The sequence below is a fragment of the Ideonella paludis genome, from assembly GCF_018069865.1.
Taxonomy (GTDB): Bacteria; Pseudomonadota; Gammaproteobacteria; order Burkholderiales; family Burkholderiaceae_C; genus Ideonella; species Ideonella paludis.
The window spans coordinates 183,198-204,267 of the sequence record NZ_JAGQDG010000009.1; the positions used below are offsets into that span (position 1 = coordinate 183,198).

The window sequence follows — 21,070 nt, forward strand, 5'->3', positions numbered from 1 at the left end:
TCGGCGCGTACACTCAGCGGGTGACCTCTTCTTCACCCGCATGACGACGCCACCACCTGTTCTTCCCCCTCGCCCCGCTGGCCCTGGCAGCTCGGTGCGCCGAGCCCTGGACAGCGAGCTCTCCGAGCTGTTCGCCATCAGCCCTCAGGCGCTGATGCTGTTCGACAAAACGGGCCGGATCTGGCAGAGCAACGCCCCGCTCCTGGGCTTGGCCGGCCGCGTCAGCCACCTCGGTGAATTGGGTGAGGCCTTGGTCGCCCTCTTGGGCTGGCCGGGCGAGCTGCCCGGCGTGGGGCTGACCCGCGAGCGCGAGGGCTGGATCGAAGCCCCCCAAGACCAGCGCCTGCGTGCCCGCATCCGAGTGCGCTCCGCCGGCACAGCCATGCCCCCGCGCTGGCTGGCCCAGATTGAGGATCTGAGTGCCGAAGATGCACGCGACCTCTCCAAAATTGAGATCACCGCCCTGATGGGCACGGCGGGTGTGGGCGTCGCCACCTACGACTCAGCCCGCGGCTGGGTCACCAGCTCGGCCGGACGCGGCGCCGGCGGCGGCAGCGCGGGGGGCGATGGCGGCCCCAGCACCGCGCTGATGTCTATCGGCCGCGATGTGGTGGAGCCAGCCTCCCTGCCCGAGTATGAACGCCTGCAGCAGGCCCTGCGCAAGCGCGAGCATGTCGAAGTGCGCTACGCCGTGCGGCACCGCGACACAGGCCAGCGCTGGCTGATGAGCCGGGTCGAGCCTGCCGAACTCAGCCCCGGCCGACCGGTCTGCACGGTGGTAACGCTGGATGTGAGCGAAGAAGAGAGCAGCCGGCAACGCAACGCCCAACTGCTGCGTGAGCTGAGCACCATCCTCGACCTCAACCCCGCCGGCATGGCCTATCTGCGTGGCAGCGAGGTGCTGCGCAGCAACCGCCGGTTTGAGTCGCTATTGGGCCTGCCCGCGGGCAGTGCGACCGGCCAAAGCTTTGACAACCTGCTGGTCCGTGCCGGCGTACCGGGCGCTTCAGCCCGCCAAGCCCTGCTGAACGCGGTGCAGCAAGGCTTGTGCGAGGTCGAGTACCAACTCCCTATCAGCACGCAGCGGCCCCAGCCCGTGTGGGTGTCTCTGGCCTTGCGCCGCGCCTCTGAAGGCGGCCCCGGCCCCAGCGAGATCGTCGCGGTGCTGACCGACATCACCCGCTTGCGTGCGCAGCAAGCCGAGATGGAAGGCCTGGAGCGCGAACGCGAGCTGATGTTCAGCCTGTCTGATGTCGGCATCATCTACCAGCGCGAGGGCCGCATTGAGCGCGCCAACCAAGCCATTGCCGAGATGACCGGCCGGCCGCAAGAGTCGCTGAAGGGCTTGGCGCTGTCCGAGCTTTATGAGGACGAGCGGGCTTATTTGAACTACAGCGCGCATGAGCGGCGCGACCTGACTCTGCACGGCCGAGCCGTGGGCGAGCGGCGCCTGACGCGGCGCGATGGGTCCGGTTTTTGGGCGCAGGTCAGCGTGCGCCCGGTCGACCCGCAAGATCCCGGCGCCGGCGCCATCTGCTCGTTTGTGAGTGTGGATGAGCGCCGCCGAGCCCGCGAGACCCTGCTGGTGCAGGCCGATCGCACGCGGGCGATTCTCGACTCCGTGCTGGTGGGCATCGTCACCGTGGGCGACCAAGGCATTGAGTGGATGAACCGCTCGGCGCGCCGGATGTTTGGCGGCGAGCTGGCTGACTTCATCGCCCAGCCCATCTCGGTGGTGGCGTCCGATGACCCCGAGCACCCGCTGCGCCGCACCAACTGGCTGGCCACGCTGGAAGAAGGCCAGGCCGAGACCTTTGAGTGCAAGCTCACGGCCCGCGACGGGCGTGATTTTTGGGTGGTGGGCAATGCCGTGGTCACGGGCCGCGACAGCGGCGCCGGCCAACTGACGTTCGCCTTGTTGGACATCGAGCGCCGCCGCGAGGCCGAGGCGCAAATTGCCCAGGCCCGCGCCAGCCTGCAACGCATCATCGAGACCGCGCCGCTGGCGATCGCCCTGTTCGACGCCAGCAATCAGCAGGTCTTGCAGCTCAACCAGGCCATGACGGGCTTTGCCCGGCGCCCGGCCAGCGAGATCCTCTCCCGCCCACCGGCCCTGTGGTTGACCGGCCCTGAGGCCGCCGCGCTGAACGCCGACCTGCACCACGCCATGGCCACGCACGAGATGGTGCGCCGTGAGCTGCAGCGTGAGGCCGACCCTGACACCGGCGATGCCGCAGAGGTCTGGGACATGCGCATCGTCTCGCTGCAAGCGGGTAACGACGATGAAGAGCAATTGCTCTTGGTAGCCAGTGACGTGACCGAGCAACGCGCGGCTGATGAAGCCCGCCTGGTGGCAGCCATTTCGCAGCGGGAGATGCTGATCAAAGAAGTGCATCACCGCATCAAGAACAACTTGCAAGGCGTGGCCGGGCTTTTGCAGCAAAACGCCCAGCGCCACCCGGAGGCTGCGGCCGCCATTGCCGAGGCCGTGGGTCATGTCCATGCCATTGCTCAAGTGCACGGCCTGCAGGTGGGCATGACGGGGCCGCTGCGGGTGCAAAAGGTGATCGAGGCCATCGCCACCTCGGTGCAACGCATGTTCGGCCGCACCATCAGCTTGGAGGTCAGCGGTCCCTCGCCCCAGCGCTTTGCGCTGACAGAAGCCGACTCGATTCCCATCGCCCTGACCATCAACGAACTGTTCACCAACGCCATCAAGCACAGCGGCGGCGGCGAGGCGGCTGCGCTAGGCCCCGGTCATGACATCCGCTGCAGCCTAGAGGTCGGGCAAAACGACCTCTGCATCAGCGTGCGCAACCGCGGCCGTTTGGCGCCGGACTTCCACATCAGCCAGATCCCATCGGGCATTTCTGGCTTAGGGCTGGTGCGCGCCCTGCTGCCCCGAAAAGGTGCGGCCATCTCCCTGGAAGCGGACGGCGACGATGTCGTGGCGCGATTACGCCTGTCACCGCCTGCGGTCGCGGTCTAGCGCCGGCTGTTTTTCTCGCGAACAAGCCGCTTGCACTTGAGTGACAATCGCGGCATAAGGCAGCTTCGCAGCGTGATGAACCCATGAGTGGCAAGGGCAAGATTCTGGTGGTGGACGATGACCGGCTGGTGTTGGCCACGGTCACCCACGGCCTGAGCCGGGCTGGGTATGAGGTCATTGACGCCGACAACGGTGATGACGCCATCTTGCTGGCCCGCGAGCACCGCCCTGATTTAGCCCTGCTGGACATCCGCATGGAAGGCAAGTCGGGCTTTGATGTCGCTGCCTATCTGCGCGAGTATCTGGGCACGCCCTTCATGTTTCTCTCGGCCTTTGCCGACGACGACACGGTCAACCAAGTCAAAGCCTTGGGCGCCGTGGCCTATCTGGTCAAGCCGCTGGACATTGCCCAGATCGTCCCCACTGTCGAGGCCGCGCTCTCCAGTGTGCGTGCACAGCCTCGGGTGCGCCCGGTAGCGGGAGAACGCCTGGCGCCCCAGCCCGCCGCCATGCCTGCCGCCGCGGGCACCAGCGTGCCTGCCTTTGCCCCCAGCCCTGCGGGCAACCCCTTGGCCGACGCCGTGCCGATTGCCGTGGGCGTGTTGATGCACCGCTATTCCCTGCCCCGCGCTGAGGCGCTGGAGCGCCTGCAACGCCTGGCCACCGCCGACGGCCGCACCCTCAGCCAGCAGGCCACCGCGCTGCTGGACGCTGTGGAGCTGCTGGCCCGCCCTGCCGCAGGCTGAGCCTCTTTCATCTCTCCTTTTTTTTGCCATGCCGCTGTACCAACTGGGCGAACACGCCCCTGAGATCGCCGATTCCGCCTATGTGGCTGACGAGGCCACCTTGATCGGCAAAGTCACTCTGCACGACAACAGCTCTGTCTGGAGCGGTGTCGTGATCCGGGGCGACAACGAGCGCATCACCATCGGCGAGGGCAGCAATGTCCAGGAGGGCACGGTGATGCACACCGACATGGGCTACCCATTGACCATTGCGGCGAATGTCACCATCGGCCACCAAGCCATGCTGCATGGCTGCACCGTGGGCGAAGGCTCGCTGATTGGCATCCAGGCGGTGGTGCTCAATGGCGCGGTGATCGGCCAGCATTGCCTGGTGGGCGCGGGGGCCGTGGTCACCGAGGGCAAGACCTTCCCCGACCGCTCGCTCATCTTGGGCGCTCCGGCCAAGGTGGTGCGCACCCTGAGCGACGAGGACGTGGCCCGCTTGCAGGCCAGTGCCGCCAGCTATCGCCAGCGCGCTCAGCTGTTTAAGACCCAGCTCAAGCGGCTTTGACCGAGCTTTATTCGGTGGTCGGCCCCAAAAGCCGACACCACGGGCGCCGGATTTCCACTACCATCGCGCCCATGTCAGATCTGAGCCCCCTGTTGATCGGAGATCACCTCGCACGCAGCGTGCGCGGCATCCCCTGCTCGCCGCCGGGCCTGCTCCCAAACCTGCGCTGAGTCATCGCGCACCGAAGTCCCCGTTTGCCGGGGCACCCCCGTTCAATGTTTGGTTTTTGCAGGAGCCCGTCATGGCTGATCTGTTTGACAATCCCATGGGCCTCATGGGTTTTGAGTTCGTCGAGTTTTCGTCCCCCATCCCTGGCCAGTTGGAGCCACTCTTCGAGAAGATGGGCTTTACCTTGGTGGCCAAGCACCGCTCCAAGAATGTGCTGCTCTACCGCCAGGGCCACATCAATTTCATCGTCAACAACGAGCCCAAGAGCTATGCCGGCTACTTTGCCGCCGAGCACGGCCCCTCGGCCAGTGGCATGGCCTTCCGCGTCAAAGACGCCCATAAGGCCTATTACCGCGCCTTGGAGTTGGGCGCTCAGCCCATCGACATCCCCACCGGCCCGATGGAGCTGCGCCTGCCCGCCATCAAGGGCATTGGCGGCGCGCCGCTCTACCTGATCGACCGCTACGAAGACGGCAAGTCCATCTACGACATCGATTTCGAGTTCATCGAAGGGGTGGACCGTCACCCCGTCGGCCATGGCCTGAAGATCGTGGACCACCTGACGCACAACGTCTACCGAGGCCGCATGAACTACTGGGGCGCCTTCTACGAGAAGCTGTTCAACTTCCGCGAGATCCGCTACTTCGACATCAAGGGCGAGTACACCGGCCTGACTTCCAAGGCCATGACCGCGCCGGACGGCATGATCCGCATCCCGTTGAACGAAGAGTCCTCCAAGGGCACGGGCCAGATCGAAGAGTTCCTGATGCAGTTCAACGGCGAAGGCATCCAGCACATCGCCCTGCTGACCGACGACCTCTACGACACCATCGACAAGCTGGCCTTGGCCGGCATCCCGCTGATGACCGCGCCCAACTCGGCCTACTACGAGATGCTCTCTGAGCGCCTGCCCGGCCATGGCGAGCGGGTCTCAGAGATGCAAACCCGCGGCATCTTGCTGGACGGCACCACCGAAGGCGGCAAGCCGCGTTTGCTGCTGCAAATCTTCTCGCAAACCTTGCTCGGCCCCGTGTTCTTTGAGTTCATCCAGCGCAAGGGCGACGACGGCTTTGGTGAAGGCAACTTCAAGGCCTTGTTCGAGTCCATGGAGCGCGACCAGATCCGCCGCGGCGTGATCGAAACCACGGCTGCCTGATCGCAACACCGCTGCCACTGCACGCGCCATGCAAAGGCGCTGCCCCTCACAGGGCGGCGCCTTTTTGCTTCATGGGCTTGTCATCTGCCGTTCATCTGCGCGCGGCAGCCAAGGTGACAATCAAACCATGTTTCGCCAAAGACTCTCCTTCGCGCTGGGCATCCTGGCGCTCGCCTTCATGCTGCAGGGCGCGGTGGCGTGGTGGGCCATTGATGTGGCCACCGGCCATGTGCAGCGCGGCCGCGTGGCCAGTGATCTTCTGAAAGCCTACCTAGAGCTGTCCGCCACCAAGCAACGGCTGCGCAGTTGGACCTCTCAGGCCCTGCTGCAAGCCGGTGCCGACGGCCAACTGCGTGACCGCTACCAACTGGACATGGTGGTCACGCTGCAGCGGCTGGAGGGCTATGCTCGCCGCGCCGCCGAGCTGGACGACGACCCCCTGCGAGCCCAGCAAGAATTGGCGCAGCGTCAGGAGACACTGGGCATCCTGCGCCGCAGCGTGGAAGAGCTGCGCACTGCCCTGGCCAGCACCCGCCCCTTGCCGGCCGATGCCGACCCTGCCGTGGCCTGGGCCGAGTTGACGCGGGTGTTTGATGCTTCACAGGGCCGCGACCTGCGCAGCCTTCTGGCAGAGACCATTGCCCGCGAGCAGCAAGCCGTGGAGCGCGAGCGCGCAGCCGCCGACCGCTCGCTGGCTTTGGTCGCGGCTGGCGCCTTGACGGCCACCCTGGTGATTGCGGCAGCTGCCGTGTTTCTCGCCGTGTACTTTGCGCGGGCCCTGAGCCAACCCTTGAACGAGTTGAGCGCCGGTGCCCAGGCGCTGCAACGGGGAGACCTGGCGCACCGCATTCCGGATCAGCGCGACGACGAGTTCGCAGGGCTGGGCCGCACGGTCAATGCGATGGCCGAAGAGCTGCAGCAACACCGTGCCCGCGAAGCCCAGGTAAGGCAAGACCTGGAAGACCAGGTTCAAACCCGCACTGCTGAGCTGCAGGAAGCGCTGAAAGCCTTGCAAACCGTCGATGCCTCGCGGCGCCGCTTGTTTGCCGACATCAGCCATGAGCTGCGCACCCCCACCACCGCCATCCGGGGCGAGGCCGAGATTGCGCTGCGCGGCCGCGACAAGCCGGTCGCCGAGTATCAAGATGCACTGCGGCGCATTGTGGACACCTCAAGCCAGTTGGCTCGCATCATCGACGACTTGCTGACGATGGCGCGCAGCGACGCCGAAGCCTTGAGCATTCACCGCGAAGCGGTGCCGCTGCAAGCCCCGCTGCAAGAGGCTCTGCGGCAGGCCCAAGCCTTGGCCGCGTCCAGCCACATCACAATCGAAATGCACGACGCCTTGCCCGAAGGGCTCTGCACCTTGGGCGATGCGGCTCGGCTGCGACAGCTATTCATGGTGCTCTTAGATAACGCGATTCGCTACTCTCATCACGGCGGCGCGGTGCACATCAGCACCCAACAGTTTCCAGCTGAAGCCCGCTGGCAGCTGGAGGTGCGGGACCACGGCATTGGCCTGCAGCCCGAAGACCTGCCGCGCCTGTTTGAGCGGCACTTCCGGGGTGAACGGGCGCGCTTGCACCGTGCCGACGGCGCAGGCCTGGGCCTGCCGCTGGCACAGTCCTTGGCCAAGGCGCACGGTGGCCATCTGCATCTGGAGCCTCACCCCGAAGGCGGCACCGTCGCCCGCCTTTCTTTGCCCCTGCTCACCGCAGCCACTGCCGCATGAACATCCTGATCGTTGAAGACGACCGTCGCGTAGCCGACTTTCTAGAGCGTGGCCTGCGCGCCGAAGGCCACCGGGTGCAAGTGGCCCGCACCGGCCCTGAGGGCCTGCAGATGGCCATGGACTGGGCGCGCGACCCACTGCCGCAAGCCCAGCCCACCGTGATGCTGCTGGACGTGATGCTGCCGGGCATGAACGGCTTGGAGGTTTGCCAGACCCTACGGGCCTCGGGCGTGGCCCTGCCGATCTTGATGCTGACCGCCCTGGGCACAGTGGAAGACCGAGTCAGCGGCCTGAAGCTGGGCGCCGACGACTATTTGGTCAAGCCCTTTGCCTTTGAGGAACTGCTGGCCCGCATTGAAGCCTTGGGCCGACGCGGGCGAGAGCTGGCCCAAGCCAGCCCCACCGTGCTGCAAGTGGCCGACCTCTGCCTGGACCGCGACACCATGCGCGTGAGCCGGGCCGGCCAGCCGCTGGACCTGACGGCCCGCGAGATGGCGCTGCTGGAATTGCTGATGAGTGCACCGGGCCGCCTCTTCAGCCGCGAGCGCATCTTGGCCAATGTCTGGGGCGCCCATGAAGACCCGCTGACGAATGTCGTTGATGTCTACATCCGCCGGCTGCGCGCCAAGATTGACGACGGACATCCCCAAGCCTTGATCCACACGGTGCGCGGCCTGGGTTATCGGCTCGATGCCCAGCCGTGAGCCTGCCACGCGGTGTTGTCATCTTCCCGTCATCTGAGGCGTCATTAACGTTCATCTGAAGCGTCTGTGGCCTGTCATCCGGGGCAGCGAGACTGTGAATGTGCTGAATCACACCGGCGTCGTTGGGGCGCCGTCAGCCAGTCCACCCGCTTTTGAACTGACCGGAGAATTCCATGACCCGTGCGATGACCTTGACCACTTCCGCCCGCCGTGGCGCCCTGGGCGCTGCCTTGCTGGCACTCTCGGGCGCAGCCCTGGCCTTCCAGCCAACGGTGGTCAACACCAACATCACCGAGGCCGACGTGCGCGCCGCCCAGGAAGGCTGGGGCAAGGCCCTGATCCAGATCAGCGACGACTATGCAGCCGGCGGCATCACCAAGGCCAAGGCCACTGCCGGTGCCGTGCTGGACGGTGCCTATGGCTACAACATGGGCGTGGTGCTGTTCAAGCCCACCTTGACCCACGGCGAGCAGACCTTCCGCACCACCCGTGCTGGTGCATTGGCCTACTTTGTGGGTGACGACAAGACCTTCCCCAGCGACAGCGGCTTTGCGCTGAAGGGCTGGAAGAAATATGAATTCAAGAACGCTGGTGTGTTCATCAATGGCGACTTGGCCCTGACTCAAGGCCATGTGATCCTGACCGACAAGGCCGGCAAGGTCACGGTGGTGGACAAGACCTGGGGCTTCAAGAAAGACGACAAGGGCCAGTTGCGCATCGTGCTGCACCACTCCTCGCTGCCCTATCAGCCGGCCAAGTAACACGCCTGTAAACACCGCAACTGGGGAAAGACGACAGGCTGAGCTCGGGTGACAATCACCCGATGTCGTCGCCCCCCTCCGAACACCCCGCCCTGGCGCTGAGCCGCCAGTGGCTGGAGAAGGCCGTCATCGGCCTGAACCTCTGCCCCTTTGCCAAGGCCCCGCATGTCAAGGGCCAGATCCGCTGGGTGCTGAGCACCGCCAGCACCCCCGAGGCCTTGATGGCTGAGTTGGTGGCTGAGCTGAACCACTTGGCCAACGCCAACCCCGACGAGGTGGAGACCACGCTGCTGGTCCACCCGCAAGTCTTGGGCGACTTTCTGGACTTCAACGACTTTGTGCACGACGCCGAAGAGGCTGTGGCACGCTTGGGGCTGGAAGGTGAGTTGCAAGTCGCGAGCTTTCACCCCCAGTTCCAGTTTGGGGGCACCGATGCGGACGACATTTCCAACTACACCAACCGCTCGCCCTACCCCACCTTGCATCTGATCCGCGAGTCCAGCATTGACCGCGCGGTCGAGGCCTTCCCCGAGGCCGAAGACATATACGAGCGCAATATCGAGACCATGGAATCGCTGGGCCACGAGGGCTGGCAGCGCTTGTTTCAAACCCCGGAGAGCACACCATGAAGCCTTGGTTGAAACGCAGCCTGATCGCGACGGCCACCCTGATCGCGCTGGGCGTGGGCAGCGCCACCTGGTTTGTGCAGCAACGCCTGCCGCAGCGCGGCGGCGAGGTGGCGGTCACCGGCCTCAAGGCCCCGGTGACCGTGCGCTATGACGAAGCCGGTGTGCCCCACATCCAGGCGCAAAACGAGGCGGACCTCTACCGCACCCTGGGCTGGGTTCATGCACAAGACCGCCTGTTCCAGATGGAGATGATGCGGCGGCTGTCGCGCGGCGAGCTGGCCGAAGTGCTGGGCCCCAAGCTGCTGCCCACCGACAAGCTGATGCGCACACTGACCCTGCGCGACGAGGCGGACAAGCGCGCTGCCGCACTGGACAGCAACGCCCCTTCCACCCAGGCCCTGCAGGCCTATCTGGACGGCATCAACGCCTTTCAAGACAGCCACCCGGTACCGCTGGAGTTTGCGCTCTTGGGCATCCCCAAACGCCCCTTCACCACCGCCGACACCCTGAGCGTGGCGGGCTACCTGGCCTATAGCTTTGCCTCGGCTTTCCGCACCGGGCCCGTGCTGACCCAGATCCGCGATGAGCTGGGGCCGGAGTACCTCAAAGCCTTTGACTTGGCCTGGGTGCCCGATGGCGCCGTGGCCGAGGGCGAGCGCCAAGCCACTGCGGCGGGCCTGCCTGCGGCCACGCCTGCATCGCCCAAGCCGGCCGCCGCTTTGCTCAAGCCGGCGGACAAACAGACCTTGGCGGCGCTGGGCCAGCTCAGCGACAGCGCTTTGGCACTGGCTCAAGTTCCGCTGTTTGAAGGCAGCAATGCCTGGGTCGTGGCCGGCAGCCGCAGCGCCAGTGGCAAGCCCATCTTGGCGGGTGACCCGCACATCAGCTTTGCCGCCCCGGCCGTCTGGTACGAGGCGCATTTGCAGAGCCCCGGGTTTGAGCTCTATGGCCACTTTGGCGCGCTCAATCCCATGGCCTTGTTGGGCATGAACAGCCAGTTCGGCTGGAGCCTGACCATGTTCCAAAACGACGACATCGACCTCGTTGCCGAAACCGTCAACCCCGCCAACCCCAAGCAGGTGATGGTGGGCGGGCAATGGGTGGAGCTGACCGAGCGCACCGAGACCATCAAGGTCAAAGGCCAAGCGCCGGTGACGCTGACGCTGCGCCGCTCGCCCCACGGCCCCATCATCAGTGATGCGCTGACCACCGGCCGCGAACAAAGCCGCCCCATCGCCATGTGGTGGACACAACTGGTGGCCCCCAACCCGGCCGTTGAGGCCTTCTACCAGCTCAACCGTGCCGACACCTTGGACAAGGCCCGCCAAGCCGTCGAGGGCATCCACGCCCCGGGCCTGAACGTGGTGTGGGCCAACACCCAGGGCGATATCGCCTGGTGGGCCGCTGCCAAGTTGCCCCAGCGCCCTGCGGGTGTGAATCCTGCCTTTGTGTTGGACGGCAGCAAGGGCGAGGCCGACAAGCCCGGCTTCCACCCCTTCAGCAGCAACCCGCAAGAAGAGAACCCAGCGCGCGGCTACATCGTCTCGGCCAACCACCAGCCCGCGGCCGCCACACCCGCGCCCGGCTATTACAACCTCTGGGACCGCGCCCTGCGGCTAGACCGCCAACTGCGCGACCCGACCCAACGCTGGACGGCCGCCACCACCCATGCCCTGCAGCTCGACACCGAAACCACCTATGCGCAACGCGTGCTCAAGCCCCTGCTGCCGCGCTTGAATGAGCTGGTCAAAGCGCCCGAAGAGCAAGCCCTGCTGCAACAGCTGGCGCAATGGCCTGGCCGCTACGACATGGAGCTGACCGCGCCGACCCTCTTCCAGCAATTCCTCTATGACTTGGCCCGCGAAGCCATGGCCGACGAGCTGGGCGGCGACAGCCAAGACGGCGCGGCCCCCACGCCCTTCAGCAACCTGCGCCGTACCAAGGCCCTGGACCACGCCCTGCCCCGCTTGGCCGCCGACGCTCACTCCCCCTGGTGGGACAAGCGCGACACGCCCGCCAAGGAGACACGTGACGACGTGCTCAAAGCCGCCTGGGCCGCCACACTGCAGCACCTGCGCGCCACCTTTGGCAAAGACCCGGCCCAGTGGACCTGGGGCCGCGCCCACACCCTGACCCACGGCCACCCGCTGGGCCAACAAAAGCCGCTGGACAAGCTCTTCAACATCGGCCCCCTGCCCGTGCCCGGCGGCCGCGAGGTGCCCAACAACTACTCCGGCCCCTTAGGCCCGGCGCCCTGGGCCGTGGCCTACGGCCCCTCCACCCGCCGCGTCATCGACTTCGCCGCCCCCCACAAAGCCCAAGGCGGCAACCCCGTGGGCCAAAGCGGCGTCTGGCCCGACCGCCACTACCGCGACCAAGCCGAAGGCCATGCCCGCGGAGAGACCCGCCCGCAGTGGCTGGCCGAGGAAGATGTAGCGAGGCAGACGGCGTCGACCTTGAAGTTAGTGCCACCTCGCTGAAACCCGCTAAGGGGCCTGACGGACTAGGGGGCCGATCAGGATTTGTCAGCTTCACAGAAATAGAATCGCGCGACCTCCGGGCGATGAGCGGTCCTTCAAAGAAGGCGTCGGGGATCGTTCACCCTGCGTGAACTCAGATCACAACTACAGTAATTATTGAGGAGATTTCATGAAACACGTTGCTTCTACACTTTCAGCGCTGACCGCGCTGGCCTTGGTCTGCGCTGTCACAGCACCATCGGCTCAAGCAGCCACCAAGGAACGCGCCACTGATTGGGCCACGCTCAATGGCAATGCGGCCCACACGGGTTACGCCGCCGTGTCACTGAACCCGGCGAATTTTTCCCAGGCATGGCAGGTCCGGCTCGACAGCACGACAGGCTCGTTCAACATTCCGGCAACTGGGGGTGGTCGGGTATACATAAGCAACAAGCCCAACAGCGCCATTGGCATACTCACCACGGTGAATTTATCGACGGGTGCGACCGAGTGGACAAAAACCATCGCAGGCGCATACACAGGGGGTGGGTACCTCCACAGCATTCATTCTCCTGCGTATGCGAAGGGCATGGTTTACGTCAGTACCGGTGGTCACACGGATGCCGCTCTATGGGGCTTCGACGTAGCCACCGGAACCCAGAAGTTTCGCGCTCCCATCAGCGCCCAGTGGGAGACCTATTACGCGCCCACGCCATTCGGCGGCAGCATGTATATGAATGGTGGATCTTACGGCGGTGCATATTCGTTCAATGCCCGTACCGGCACCCAGAATTGGTTCGCAAGCCTGCCCCAATACGATGAATGGACGCCCGCAGTCGACGAAAACTACGTCTATACCTACACGACGAAGTTGGACGTTCTCGATCGCAAGACGGGCGCACTGGCGTACTCGATTGCTGACACTGGCTTCGATTGGCGGGGCTATTCCGTGGGTTGCGCACCTGTTCTTGGCGGGATGTCTGACATCATCGTGACCCAGTACAACCGCCTCATTGCGTTCGATCTCAATACTCGCCGCCTGAAATGGCAGGCCCCCATCTCGGTCAACTATTCCGAGATGAATCAACCGTCGGTTGCTGATGGTCGTGTTTTCTACGCCAATGGAGGTTATCTGTCCGTGTTCAACCAAGCGGACGGGAGCCTCCTGAGCACCGTCCCGCTGCAAGGAACCGCAGAGAGCACCGTCATCCTGACCAAGACCGTCGGCTTCATCTCGACCAGTGGCGGCACTTACGCCTTCAAGCGCAAGGATCCCACAAAGACGGTTTGGAGCACACCTGCACACGGTCAACTCGCGCTTAGCAAGGAAGGCATTTTGGTCATCGTGAGTGCTGACGGTACTGTGACGGGCATCAAGACGCGCGATTGAGTTCGTCCAGCACCTCAGTTCCGCAATCGCTCCTCTTCCTGTCGAGTCTCGGGGAGAGCACGGTAGACATCCCGCTACGTTGCGCCGCCTAGCTACGAATCCAGTACCCCACAGCCAAGCTCTGCGTGTACTCCTCAAAAGGTCCTTCACGCGGGATGTCATCCGTCAACTGCAGAGCCTGCTTCATATAGGCATAGGCCTGCAGTTGGGTGTCGGGGTCATCCACAGCGTGCAGCACCAACGGCACGCGGGCATAGCCGGTGGGCTGACCCACTTCTTCAAAGCGGTCGAGCGCCTCCACATGGGCCTCGTCCACTTCAAAGACCTGGCCCACCACATGATGCCCCAGGCCCGGTTGGTTCATGAGCCAGGGTGCGCGGTTCTCCAAGGGCAAGCGCACCACATAAAAGGGGAAGCGCTGCACGGTGCGGAAGTGGCCGAGGACGCGCCGGCCCTGGTTGAGGTGCGCGTTGGGGAAACCCTCTTTGAGGGTGCCGTAGACGAAGATCAGCACAGCCAAGTAGGCCTTAGGCGGCTTGGCGTTTACTCAGCAGCGCCCGCGCCACCCGTGAGCCCGTGGGCTGGCCCAAAGCTTCACGGATGAACACCCCCGCATCAATCAAGGCATCTAGGTTAATGCCGGTGTCAATGCCCAAGCCGTGCAGCAAGTAGGCCACATCCTCGGTGGGCACATTGCCGGTGGCGCCCTTGGCATAGGGGCAGCCGCCCAGGCCGGAGACGCTGGTGTCAAAGGTGCTGATGCCCAACTCCAGGCTGGCATAGACGTTGGAGAGCGCCTGTCCATAGGTGTCGTGGAAATGGCCGCTGACCTCCGCCAGCGGATAGTGCTTGAGCGCAGCCTCCAGCGCGCGCTGGACTTTGCGCGGGGTGCCCACGCCGATGGTGTCGGCCACGCCCACATGCTGCACGCCGATCTGGGCCATCAAGCGGGCCACCAACTCAACCCGCTCGGGGGCGATGTCACCTTCATAGGGGCAGCCGACCGCGCAGGAGATGGCGCCGCGCACTTTGACGCCCGCAGCGCGGGCGGCCTGCACCACCGGTGCAAAGCGCTCAATCGACTCGGCGATAGAGCAGTTGATGTTCTTCTGGCTGAAGGCCTCGCTGGCCGCGCCAAAGACGACGATCTCATCGGGCTGAGTCAGCGCTGCAGCCTCCCAACCCTTGAGGTTGGGCGTCAGCACCGAGTAGCGCACGCCCGACTGGCGCTGCACACCGGCCATGACCTCGGCGTTGTCGGCCATCTGCGGCACCCATTTGGGCGAGACAAAGCTGGTGACTTCGATCTCGCGCAGGCCGGCGGCTTGCAGACGGTGCACCAGCTCGATCTTGGTGGCCGCAGGCACCGCCTGCTTCTCGTTTTGCAGCCCGTCGCGGGGGCCGACTTCAACCAGGGTGACGCGGGACGGAAGGGTGGCGCTCATAGCTGAGTTCTCGGTCAAGTCAAGGAGTGATGGACCACTGCATCAGGTGGTCCACGATGGCATCTGGGCTGGGGTCGTGAGGCAGCAAGGCCGCCACACGGTGGCACTGGGTGACGCGCTGTGCGTCCTGCATCAAGCGCACTAACTCTCGGCTTAAGCGGGCGGCCGTGGCTTTCTTGGCGGGAAGGCTCAAGCCCACGCCCAGGGCTTGCACGCGGAAGGCGTTGTCGAATTGGTCCCAGGCAAAGGGCAGGACCAACTGGGGCACGGCCGCACGCAGCCCTTCAGCCACGGTGCCAATGCCGCCGTGATGCAACAGCGCGGCACAGCGGCGCAGCAGCAAATGCAGAGGCGCATAAGCGGCCCACAGCACGGTGGGTGGCAGGTCTTGCGGCAACTGTTGCCGAAAGCCGGTCAGGCAGATCAAACGCCGGCCGGTCTGCTGAGCCGCCACCACGCCCGCCTGGTAGACCGCTGCCGCATGCTTGTGCCCGGTGCCCAAGGTCATCACCAAGGGCGGTGCACCGGCTTGCAAAAAGGCCTCCACGGCGGGTGGCAGAGCCTGGTGGGCAGCTCCATCGTGCAGCGTAAAGCCGCCTTCCAGCAGCGGCTGGGGCCAGTCCTCTTGAGTCGGCCCAAACCACGAGGGAAACAAGGCCACCGACAGCTCGGCCTGAGCTTGCATGTGCAGCAAAAAGCCGTGTTCAACAGCGGGCAAGCCCAGATGGGCGCGCACGCGGTTGAGGCCCGGCAAAGTCACGGGGTCCACAAAGCGAGCATCGGCCTGCTGCCACAGCAGGCGCCGGGCTGCCAGCGGCAGCCAGTGCGCGATGGGCATGGGGCCCATGAAGTGCAGGTCATGCACGGTGCGCAAATTGGACGGTGCCAAGTAGGCACCGACCACGCGCAACTCGGGCGCTGCAGCCCGAGCCAGGCCGGCCGCGAACAGATAAAACGGATGACACAAAAGCACCGCAGGCTGCCCACCGGCCACCCTCAGCAATTGCGCACGGGCGTCTAGTAGTTCCTGGTCGGTGCCCGAAAACAAAGCCTTCAGGCCTTGATGGGGGTCGAACAACAAGGGGTTGTCCAGCACCTCGTGATAGCGCGCCTCTGACAAGTTGGGCTCATAGGCCAAGCCCGCGGCCTTCACTTGTTCGCCATGCACTTCCGGCGCCAGCATGGTGACGCGCACCCCTTTGGCAGCCAAGCTTTGGGCCAGGCGCAGATAGGGGTAGAGGTCACCTTTGGTGCCGCCAGTGCAGACGATGAAGTGCGGGAAGCTCACCACGCCAGCATGCCACGAATCAGTCGGCCAGCTTCAACAACTCCGCGCCCTCACCCACTTGGTCACCCACGCTGTAAAGCAGTTCCTCGACCGTGCCGTCGCGCGGCGCGGTCAGGGTGTGCTCCATCTTCATGGCCTCCATCACAGCCACCGCTTGGCCGGCTTTGACGACATCGCCCGCTTTGGCGAGGAAGGCAATCACCTTGCCCGGCATCGGAGCGGTGAGGCGGCCCGCGCTGCCTGCGCCATCGGCCGCATGGGCAATCGGATCGAACTCTTGCAGTTCCAGGCTGCCGGCCTCGCCAAACACAGCCACGCGCTCGCCCTGGGCGTAAACGGACAGGGTGCTGCGGCAAGAGGCCAGTTGAATGTCAAAGCGGCCATCGCCCAGGGCTTGCCATTGCAGGGGCCAGGTTTGACCACCAAGGCCCATCAACAAGCTTCCGTCATGCTGGTGGGCCAGCGTCACCACATGATGGGTGTCGCCAACGGCCAGGTCCAGGCGGCGGCGCGCCCCACCGTGAAGGCGCCAGCCATCCCGGCGCGACCAAGGGTCGCTGCCTTGCAGCGCGGCCTCGCTGTGCAGGGTCAACGCGGCCACACCGGCGGCAGCCACTTCCAGGGGCAGTTTGGACGGGCCAAACAGCGCCTCGCGCTCGCGCTCGATCAGCGCGGTGTCCAAGTCAGCCTGCGAGAAGGCCCGGCTCTGCACCACGCGGCGCAAAAAGGCCACGTTGGTGTTCAGGCCGACGATGTGGGTGTCGCGCAGCGCGGCCTCCAGGCGGGCCAGGGCTTGGGCCCGGTCTGCGCCCCAGATGATGAGCTTGGCCACCATGGAGTCGTAGTAAGGGCTGATGGCGTCGCCCTCGCGCACGCCGGCGTCGACGCGGACTGGCGCCGGATCATGGAAAGGCTCATTGTCTGCGTTACGCTGAAAGCTCACGTGCTCCGGCCAGCGCAGCACCGCCAACTCGCCAGTGGCGGGCAGGAAGCCGGCTTCAGGGTTCTCGGCGCAAATGCGGGCTTCGATGGCATGGCCGTGGATGCGCAGGGCCTCTTGCTTGGCGGGCAGCGGTTCACCCGAAGCCACGCGCAATTGCCACTCCACCAGGTCATGACCAGTGATGGCCTCGGTGACCGGATGCTCCACCTGGAGGCGCGTGTTCATCTCCATGAAGTAAAAGCGCAGGTCGCCGTCGTCGCGCTCCTCAGCAATGAACTCCACCGTGCCCGCGCCCACATAGCCCACGGCCTTGGCCGCCGCCACAGCCGCTGCGCCCATCTCTGCACGGCGCTCAGCGCTCATGCCCGGCGCGGGGGCCTCTTCCAGCACCTTTTGGTGGCGACGCTGCACCGAGCAATCCCGCTCGAAGAGATAAACGCAGTCGCCCTGGGTGTCGGCAAAGACCTGGATCTCGATGTGGCGGGGGCGCAGCACATAGCGCTCGACCAGCACATGTTGGTCGCCAAAGCTGGCTTGGGCCTCGCGCTGGCACGAGGCCAGCGCGGCAATAAAGTCTTCCGCCTTGTCCACCCGCCGCATGCCACGGCCACCACCGCCGGCGCTGGCCTTGATCAGCACCGGAAAGCCCATAGCCTGGGCCTGCGCCAGCAGAAACTCAGGCTCGTTGTTGTCGCCGTGGTAGCCGGGCACCAGCGGCACCTGAGCCTTTTCCATCAAGGCCTTGGCCGCAGCCTTGGAGCCCATCGCTGCAATCGCCTCGGGCGGTGGGCCAATGAAGACCAGCCCTTCAGCCGCACAGGCCCGGGCGAAGTCTTCGTTCTCGCTCAAGAACCCGTAGCCCGGATGGATGGCCTGCGCGCCCGTGGCCTTGGCGGCCTCTAGGATGCGCTGCCATTGCAAATAGCTGTCTTTGGCGGCATTGCCCCCGATATGGATGGCCTCGTCGCAGGCCCGCACATGCTGTGCGTTAGCGTCCGCGTCCGAGTACACCGCCACGGTGCGCACACCCAGGCGCATGGCGGTGCGGGCCACACGGCAGGCGATCTCGCCTCGGTTGGCAATCAGGATCTTCTTAAACATGCTTCATCTCCTCGGCTCGATCGCCGCACGCAACACACGCAATCTCTCAAGCCCGAGCCGTGCCCGAGCCCCATTTCTGACGCAGCACGGCGAACACGCCGCGCACAAATTTGAACAACAGCACGGTCAGGGCCAACGCCACCACAATGGCCACGGCCAGCACCACGAACAAGGCCACCGGGTACTGCCAGGACAGCCACAAAAACGCAGGCACAGCGGCATCCCCCAGGAGCGACAAGCCGATGTTGGAAAAGGGTTCAGGCGAGGTGTTGACGGCCGCCCTCGTGGTGGCCTTGGCCACATGGGCTGTGGCGGCCAAAGTGCCGCCCATCAAGGCCGCGAGAAACTGCCATTGGCCAGCATCTGCGCCCAAGGCTCCAGCGGCCAACATGGCCCCGGCGGGGATACGGATCACAGTGTGGACCGTGTCCCAGGCGGAATCGACCCACGGAATTTTGTCGGCCAAAAACTCCACCATCATCAACACACCGGCGCCCCACAGCACCGCCGGTTGCTGCAGCATCTGCAAGCCGGGGGGCAGCGGCACCCACCCGAGCCATCCGGCCAAGCCCGTCAAGAACACCACGGCATACAAGCGCATGCCGCTGGCCCAACCCAGCGCGGCAGCCACGGCCAACAGATGGGTGGTGTCCAGGTGCGACGCCGCCGCACCCACGCCCTGCCCGAGCTGCACCGCCGTGGCTTGGGCCGCTGACGCAGCGGCAATAGCAGCTTGGGGCAGCACGCTCATCCCAAGATCCAGTTCGGCGCGCGCTTGTTCAAGAAGGAAGACACGCCTTCTTTGCCTTCGGCACTGCCTCGAATGTCGGCAATGCGGCGCGCTGTGTCCTCTCGCAAGGCGGGTGTGATGGCGGCGTGGGCCACGTCATGCACCAGTTGCTTGCAGGCCTTGACCGCTGCCGGGCCGTTGGCCACCAATGCGGCGGTGAGGGCGTCGATCTGCGAGTCCAAGGCCTCTGCGCTGCACACCTCATGCACCAAGCCGAGCCGGTGCGCCTCGGCAGCGCTGAAGCGCTCGGCGGTCAAGAAATAGCGGTGCGAGGCGCGAGCGCCGAGGGCACGCGCCACATAGGGGCCGATGGTGGCGGGCAGCAGGCCCAGCTTGGCTTCGCTGAGGCAAAAGCCCGCGTTATCAGACGCCACCACCACATCGCACACCGCCGCCAAGCCCACGCCACCGGCATAGCAATCGCCATGGATGCGGCCCACCACCGGTTTCGGGCAGCTATAGATCGCCCAGAGCATATCGGCCAGGCCTTGGGCGTCGGCCTTATTCTGGTCCCAGGAATAGTCCGCCATGGCGCGCATCCAGTTCAGGTCGGCCCCCGCGCAAAAGGCTTTGCCGTGTCCGCCCAGCACAATGGCCCGCACACTGTCATCCGCCCCCAGCGCAGTGAAAGTGGCCGTCAGCTCGGCGATGACGCTGTCGTTGAAGGCATTGCGCACCTCCGGGCGATTGAGCCAGACGCGGGCCACCGGCCCAACAGTGCCGGTGCGCTCTGTGATGATCGTGTTCATGGTCAAGGGCTGTCCTAAGGGTTCAAATGCCTTACGGCAGCACGGCAAGATGAGCTGAAATGCCAGCCACCGTGCCAGACAGGCCCGATCGGCACTCGGCGTTGGCAGGGCTGTCCTGGCGGTTCTTGCCCACCTGGGAGATGATGCCTACTACCGCATTAGCTCCTCGCGCGCGCGCTTGTTCCACAGCACGAATCAAGACCTGCTTCAACGCGTTTCTGCACAAGACCTCATCGGTCGGCACCTGGCGGTTGTTGTCAGGAAAAGCACCTTCCTTGTGCTGGAATGCCACAGAGCCCGAAAGGTTCAACCCCTGCGCTGAGGCAGAACCAAATCGCAACTCAATGCCCTGCAGAGAACCTTGCTTGCTGAGATCGGCAACCACGGTTTCCCAGGGCACATTGGTCGGGACGTTCTTGGCCGCAGCCACAGCCGCAAAGGCCGAGAGCACCGCAGCGATCAGCAGATTCTTAGTACGATTCATGGTTACTCCTTGATAGTGTTGAAGTCATTGGTAGAAAAGATCAATGCGCGGAGCCGCGGCGGTAGGCTCCCAGGATGCTGGCCTGACGCCATGCAGGTGGGTCCTCTCGCGTGGCCCATATCTCCTGAATGAAGGCAATCAGACCTTGGGTGAAAGTGAACTGGCTGCTAGCGTAAAAGCGTTGATCGCCGTGAAACACCTCGATCACACTGATAACGCCACCGGCCAGAGTGGCCTCCACACTGTGGACATGAATGCGCCAGCCTTCTGGATAAATGGCGTTGACGCGGATGATCGCATCAGCGTCATCAAAGTGCTCCTCTGAGGCTAACCAATGCATGCGGGCATCGTCACGCAAGAGTGCTCTCGCAGCCAACCAATCCCGAGCCTGGAAGCTGGCGAAAAAGCAGCGCACGATGGCGCAGCGATGTTCGGCATCATCCAAGGCAGGCGGCGGCGCTGACAAGGCCTTGAGCATGACCGTGCTGCGATAGTGCTTGGCGTCCCACTGCACCTGAGCCACCTCAGCAAAACCGTGGCGGCGATAGAAGGCCAGCAGGTGTGCGGCTGGCAGGGCGGTGTCCAAGGCCAGGGCACGCGCGCCGCGTTCATGCGCCGCCTGCTGGGCAGCCGCCAGCAAGGCAGCGCCAATGCCTTGGGCTTGCAGGGCAGGATCGACGGCAAACTGATGCAGATGCATCACGTCTTGGCGGAAAAACCAGGGCGTGGCGCGCGCCCAGCCATGAACATTGGGGTCATAGGCTTGGTCGAGCGTCAGCGTGCCGACGACCCGACCATGCTGTTCTGCCACCAGACAATGGCCATGCTCCACCCGAAACCGAGTCTGCTCAAGCGTCTGATCCACCGCCGTGAAGTTCATCCCTGCAGCGCCCAGCGGCGCGTAGGCGCGATGGATCAAGGCGGTCAGCGCCACCATGTCATCGGCGGCGTCCAGCGGACGGATCAGAGAGTCGTGCAGCGCCACG

The 21,070-nt window shown here is 64.9% G+C and carries 18 protein-coding genes; 10 read left to right on the forward strand and 8 right to left on the reverse strand.

Going from position 1 to position 21,070, the window contains the following annotated elements; all coding sequences use genetic code 11:
- The first annotated feature begins 40 nt into the window (after positions 1-40).
- From KAK11_RS20575 to KAK11_RS20620, 10 genes are all read left to right on the forward strand, one after another.
- Positions 41-2,989 carry a PAS domain-containing sensor histidine kinase gene (locus KAK11_RS20575; protein WP_210811392.1) on the forward strand — a complete coding sequence of 983 codons (2,949 nt, stop codon included), beginning with the start codon at positions 41-43 and terminating at the stop codon, positions 2,987-2,989.
- A gap of 83 nt (positions 2,990-3,072) precedes the next feature.
- Positions 3,073-3,735, forward strand: a complete 663-nt coding sequence (locus KAK11_RS20580; protein ID WP_210811394.1) for a response regulator — start codon at positions 3,073-3,075, stop codon at positions 3,733-3,735.
- 28 nt (positions 3,736-3,763) lie between these two features.
- On the forward strand, positions 3,764-4,285 hold the full coding sequence (locus KAK11_RS20585; protein WP_210811395.1) for a gamma carbonic anhydrase family protein: 522 nt from the start codon (positions 3,764-3,766) through the stop codon (positions 4,283-4,285).
- Between the two features lie 241 nt (positions 4,286-4,526).
- Positions 4,527-5,609 (forward strand): 4-hydroxyphenylpyruvate dioxygenase, encoded by a 1,083-nt coding sequence (hppD, locus tag KAK11_RS20590; protein WP_210811397.1) that lies wholly within the window; start codon positions 4,527-4,529, stop codon positions 5,607-5,609.
- A gap of 127 nt (positions 5,610-5,736) precedes the next feature.
- Positions 5,737-7,341, forward strand: coding sequence for a sensor histidine kinase (locus KAK11_RS20595; protein WP_210811399.1), 1,605 nt, complete (start codon positions 5,737-5,739; stop codon positions 7,339-7,341).
- Positions 7,338-8,045, forward strand: a complete 708-nt coding sequence (locus KAK11_RS20600; protein ID WP_210811400.1) for a response regulator transcription factor — start codon at positions 7,338-7,340, stop codon at positions 8,043-8,045. Before KAK11_RS20595 ends, KAK11_RS20600 begins: the two co-directional genes overlap by 4 nt.
- 173 nt (positions 8,046-8,218) lie before the next feature.
- Complete coding sequence (locus KAK11_RS20605) at positions 8,219-8,806, forward strand: metal-independent carbonic anhydrase family protein (protein ID WP_246499185.1); 588 nt, start codon at positions 8,219-8,221, stop codon at positions 8,804-8,806.
- Between the two features lie 62 nt (positions 8,807-8,868).
- On the forward strand, positions 8,869-9,435 hold the full coding sequence (locus KAK11_RS20610) for a DUF1415 domain-containing protein (protein ID WP_210811401.1): 567 nt from the start codon (positions 8,869-8,871) through the stop codon (positions 9,433-9,435).
- The gene (locus KAK11_RS20615) at positions 9,432-11,915 is read left to right on the forward strand and encodes a penicillin acylase family protein (RefSeq protein WP_210811403.1); all 2,484 of its coding nucleotides are present in this window, start codon (positions 9,432-9,434) and stop codon (positions 11,913-11,915) included. The genes KAK11_RS20610 and KAK11_RS20615 overlap by 4 nt, the downstream gene beginning before the upstream one ends.
- 169 nt (positions 11,916-12,084) lie before the next feature.
- Positions 12,085-13,284 carry an outer membrane protein assembly factor BamB family protein gene (locus KAK11_RS20620; protein WP_210811404.1) on the forward strand — a complete coding sequence of 400 codons (1,200 nt, stop codon included), beginning with the start codon at positions 12,085-12,087 and terminating at the stop codon, positions 13,282-13,284.
- Between the two features lie 88 nt (positions 13,285-13,372).
- Here KAK11_RS20620 and KAK11_RS20625 read toward each other — a convergent pair whose 3' ends face one another.
- The 8 genes from KAK11_RS20625 to KAK11_RS20660 are packed head-to-tail and all read right to left on the reverse strand — an operon-like array spanning position 13,373 to position 21,069.
- Positions 13,373-13,798 (reverse strand): gamma-glutamylcyclotransferase family protein, encoded by a 426-nt coding sequence (locus tag KAK11_RS20625; protein WP_310737846.1) that lies wholly within the window; start codon positions 13,796-13,798, stop codon positions 13,373-13,375.
- A gap of 13 nt (positions 13,799-13,811) precedes the next feature.
- On the reverse strand, positions 13,812-14,729 hold the full coding sequence (locus KAK11_RS20630) for a hydroxymethylglutaryl-CoA lyase (RefSeq protein WP_210811408.1): 918 nt from the start codon (positions 14,727-14,729) through the stop codon (positions 13,812-13,814).
- A gap of 19 nt (positions 14,730-14,748) precedes the next feature.
- Positions 14,749-16,017, reverse strand: a complete 1,269-nt coding sequence (locus KAK11_RS22265) for a nucleotide disphospho-sugar-binding domain-containing protein (RefSeq protein WP_210811409.1) — start codon at positions 16,015-16,017, stop codon at positions 14,749-14,751.
- A gap of 19 nt (positions 16,018-16,036) precedes the next feature.
- Complete coding sequence (locus KAK11_RS20640) at positions 16,037-18,061, reverse strand: acetyl/propionyl/methylcrotonyl-CoA carboxylase subunit alpha (protein ID WP_210811410.1); 2,025 nt, start codon at positions 18,059-18,061, stop codon at positions 16,037-16,039.
- Between the two features lie 46 nt (positions 18,062-18,107).
- The gene (locus KAK11_RS20645) at positions 18,108-18,812 is read right to left on the reverse strand and encodes a DUF4126 domain-containing protein (RefSeq protein WP_210811411.1); all 705 of its coding nucleotides are present in this window, start codon (positions 18,810-18,812) and stop codon (positions 18,108-18,110) included.
- Positions 18,809-19,600 (reverse strand): enoyl-CoA hydratase/isomerase family protein, encoded by a 792-nt coding sequence (locus KAK11_RS20650; protein ID WP_210811413.1) that lies wholly within the window; start codon positions 19,598-19,600, stop codon positions 18,809-18,811. Before KAK11_RS20650 ends, KAK11_RS20645 begins: the two co-directional genes overlap by 4 nt.
- A gap of 31 nt (positions 19,601-19,631) precedes the next feature.
- Positions 19,632-20,084 carry a YbjQ family protein gene (locus tag KAK11_RS20655; protein WP_210811415.1) on the reverse strand — a complete coding sequence of 151 codons (453 nt, stop codon included), beginning with the start codon at positions 20,082-20,084 and terminating at the stop codon, positions 19,632-19,634.
- A gap of 40 nt (positions 20,085-20,124) precedes the next feature.
- Positions 20,125-21,069, reverse strand: coding sequence for a GNAT family N-acetyltransferase (locus tag KAK11_RS20660; protein ID WP_310737844.1), 945 nt, complete (start codon positions 21,067-21,069; stop codon positions 20,125-20,127).
- Position 21,070 lies beyond the last annotated feature (1 nt).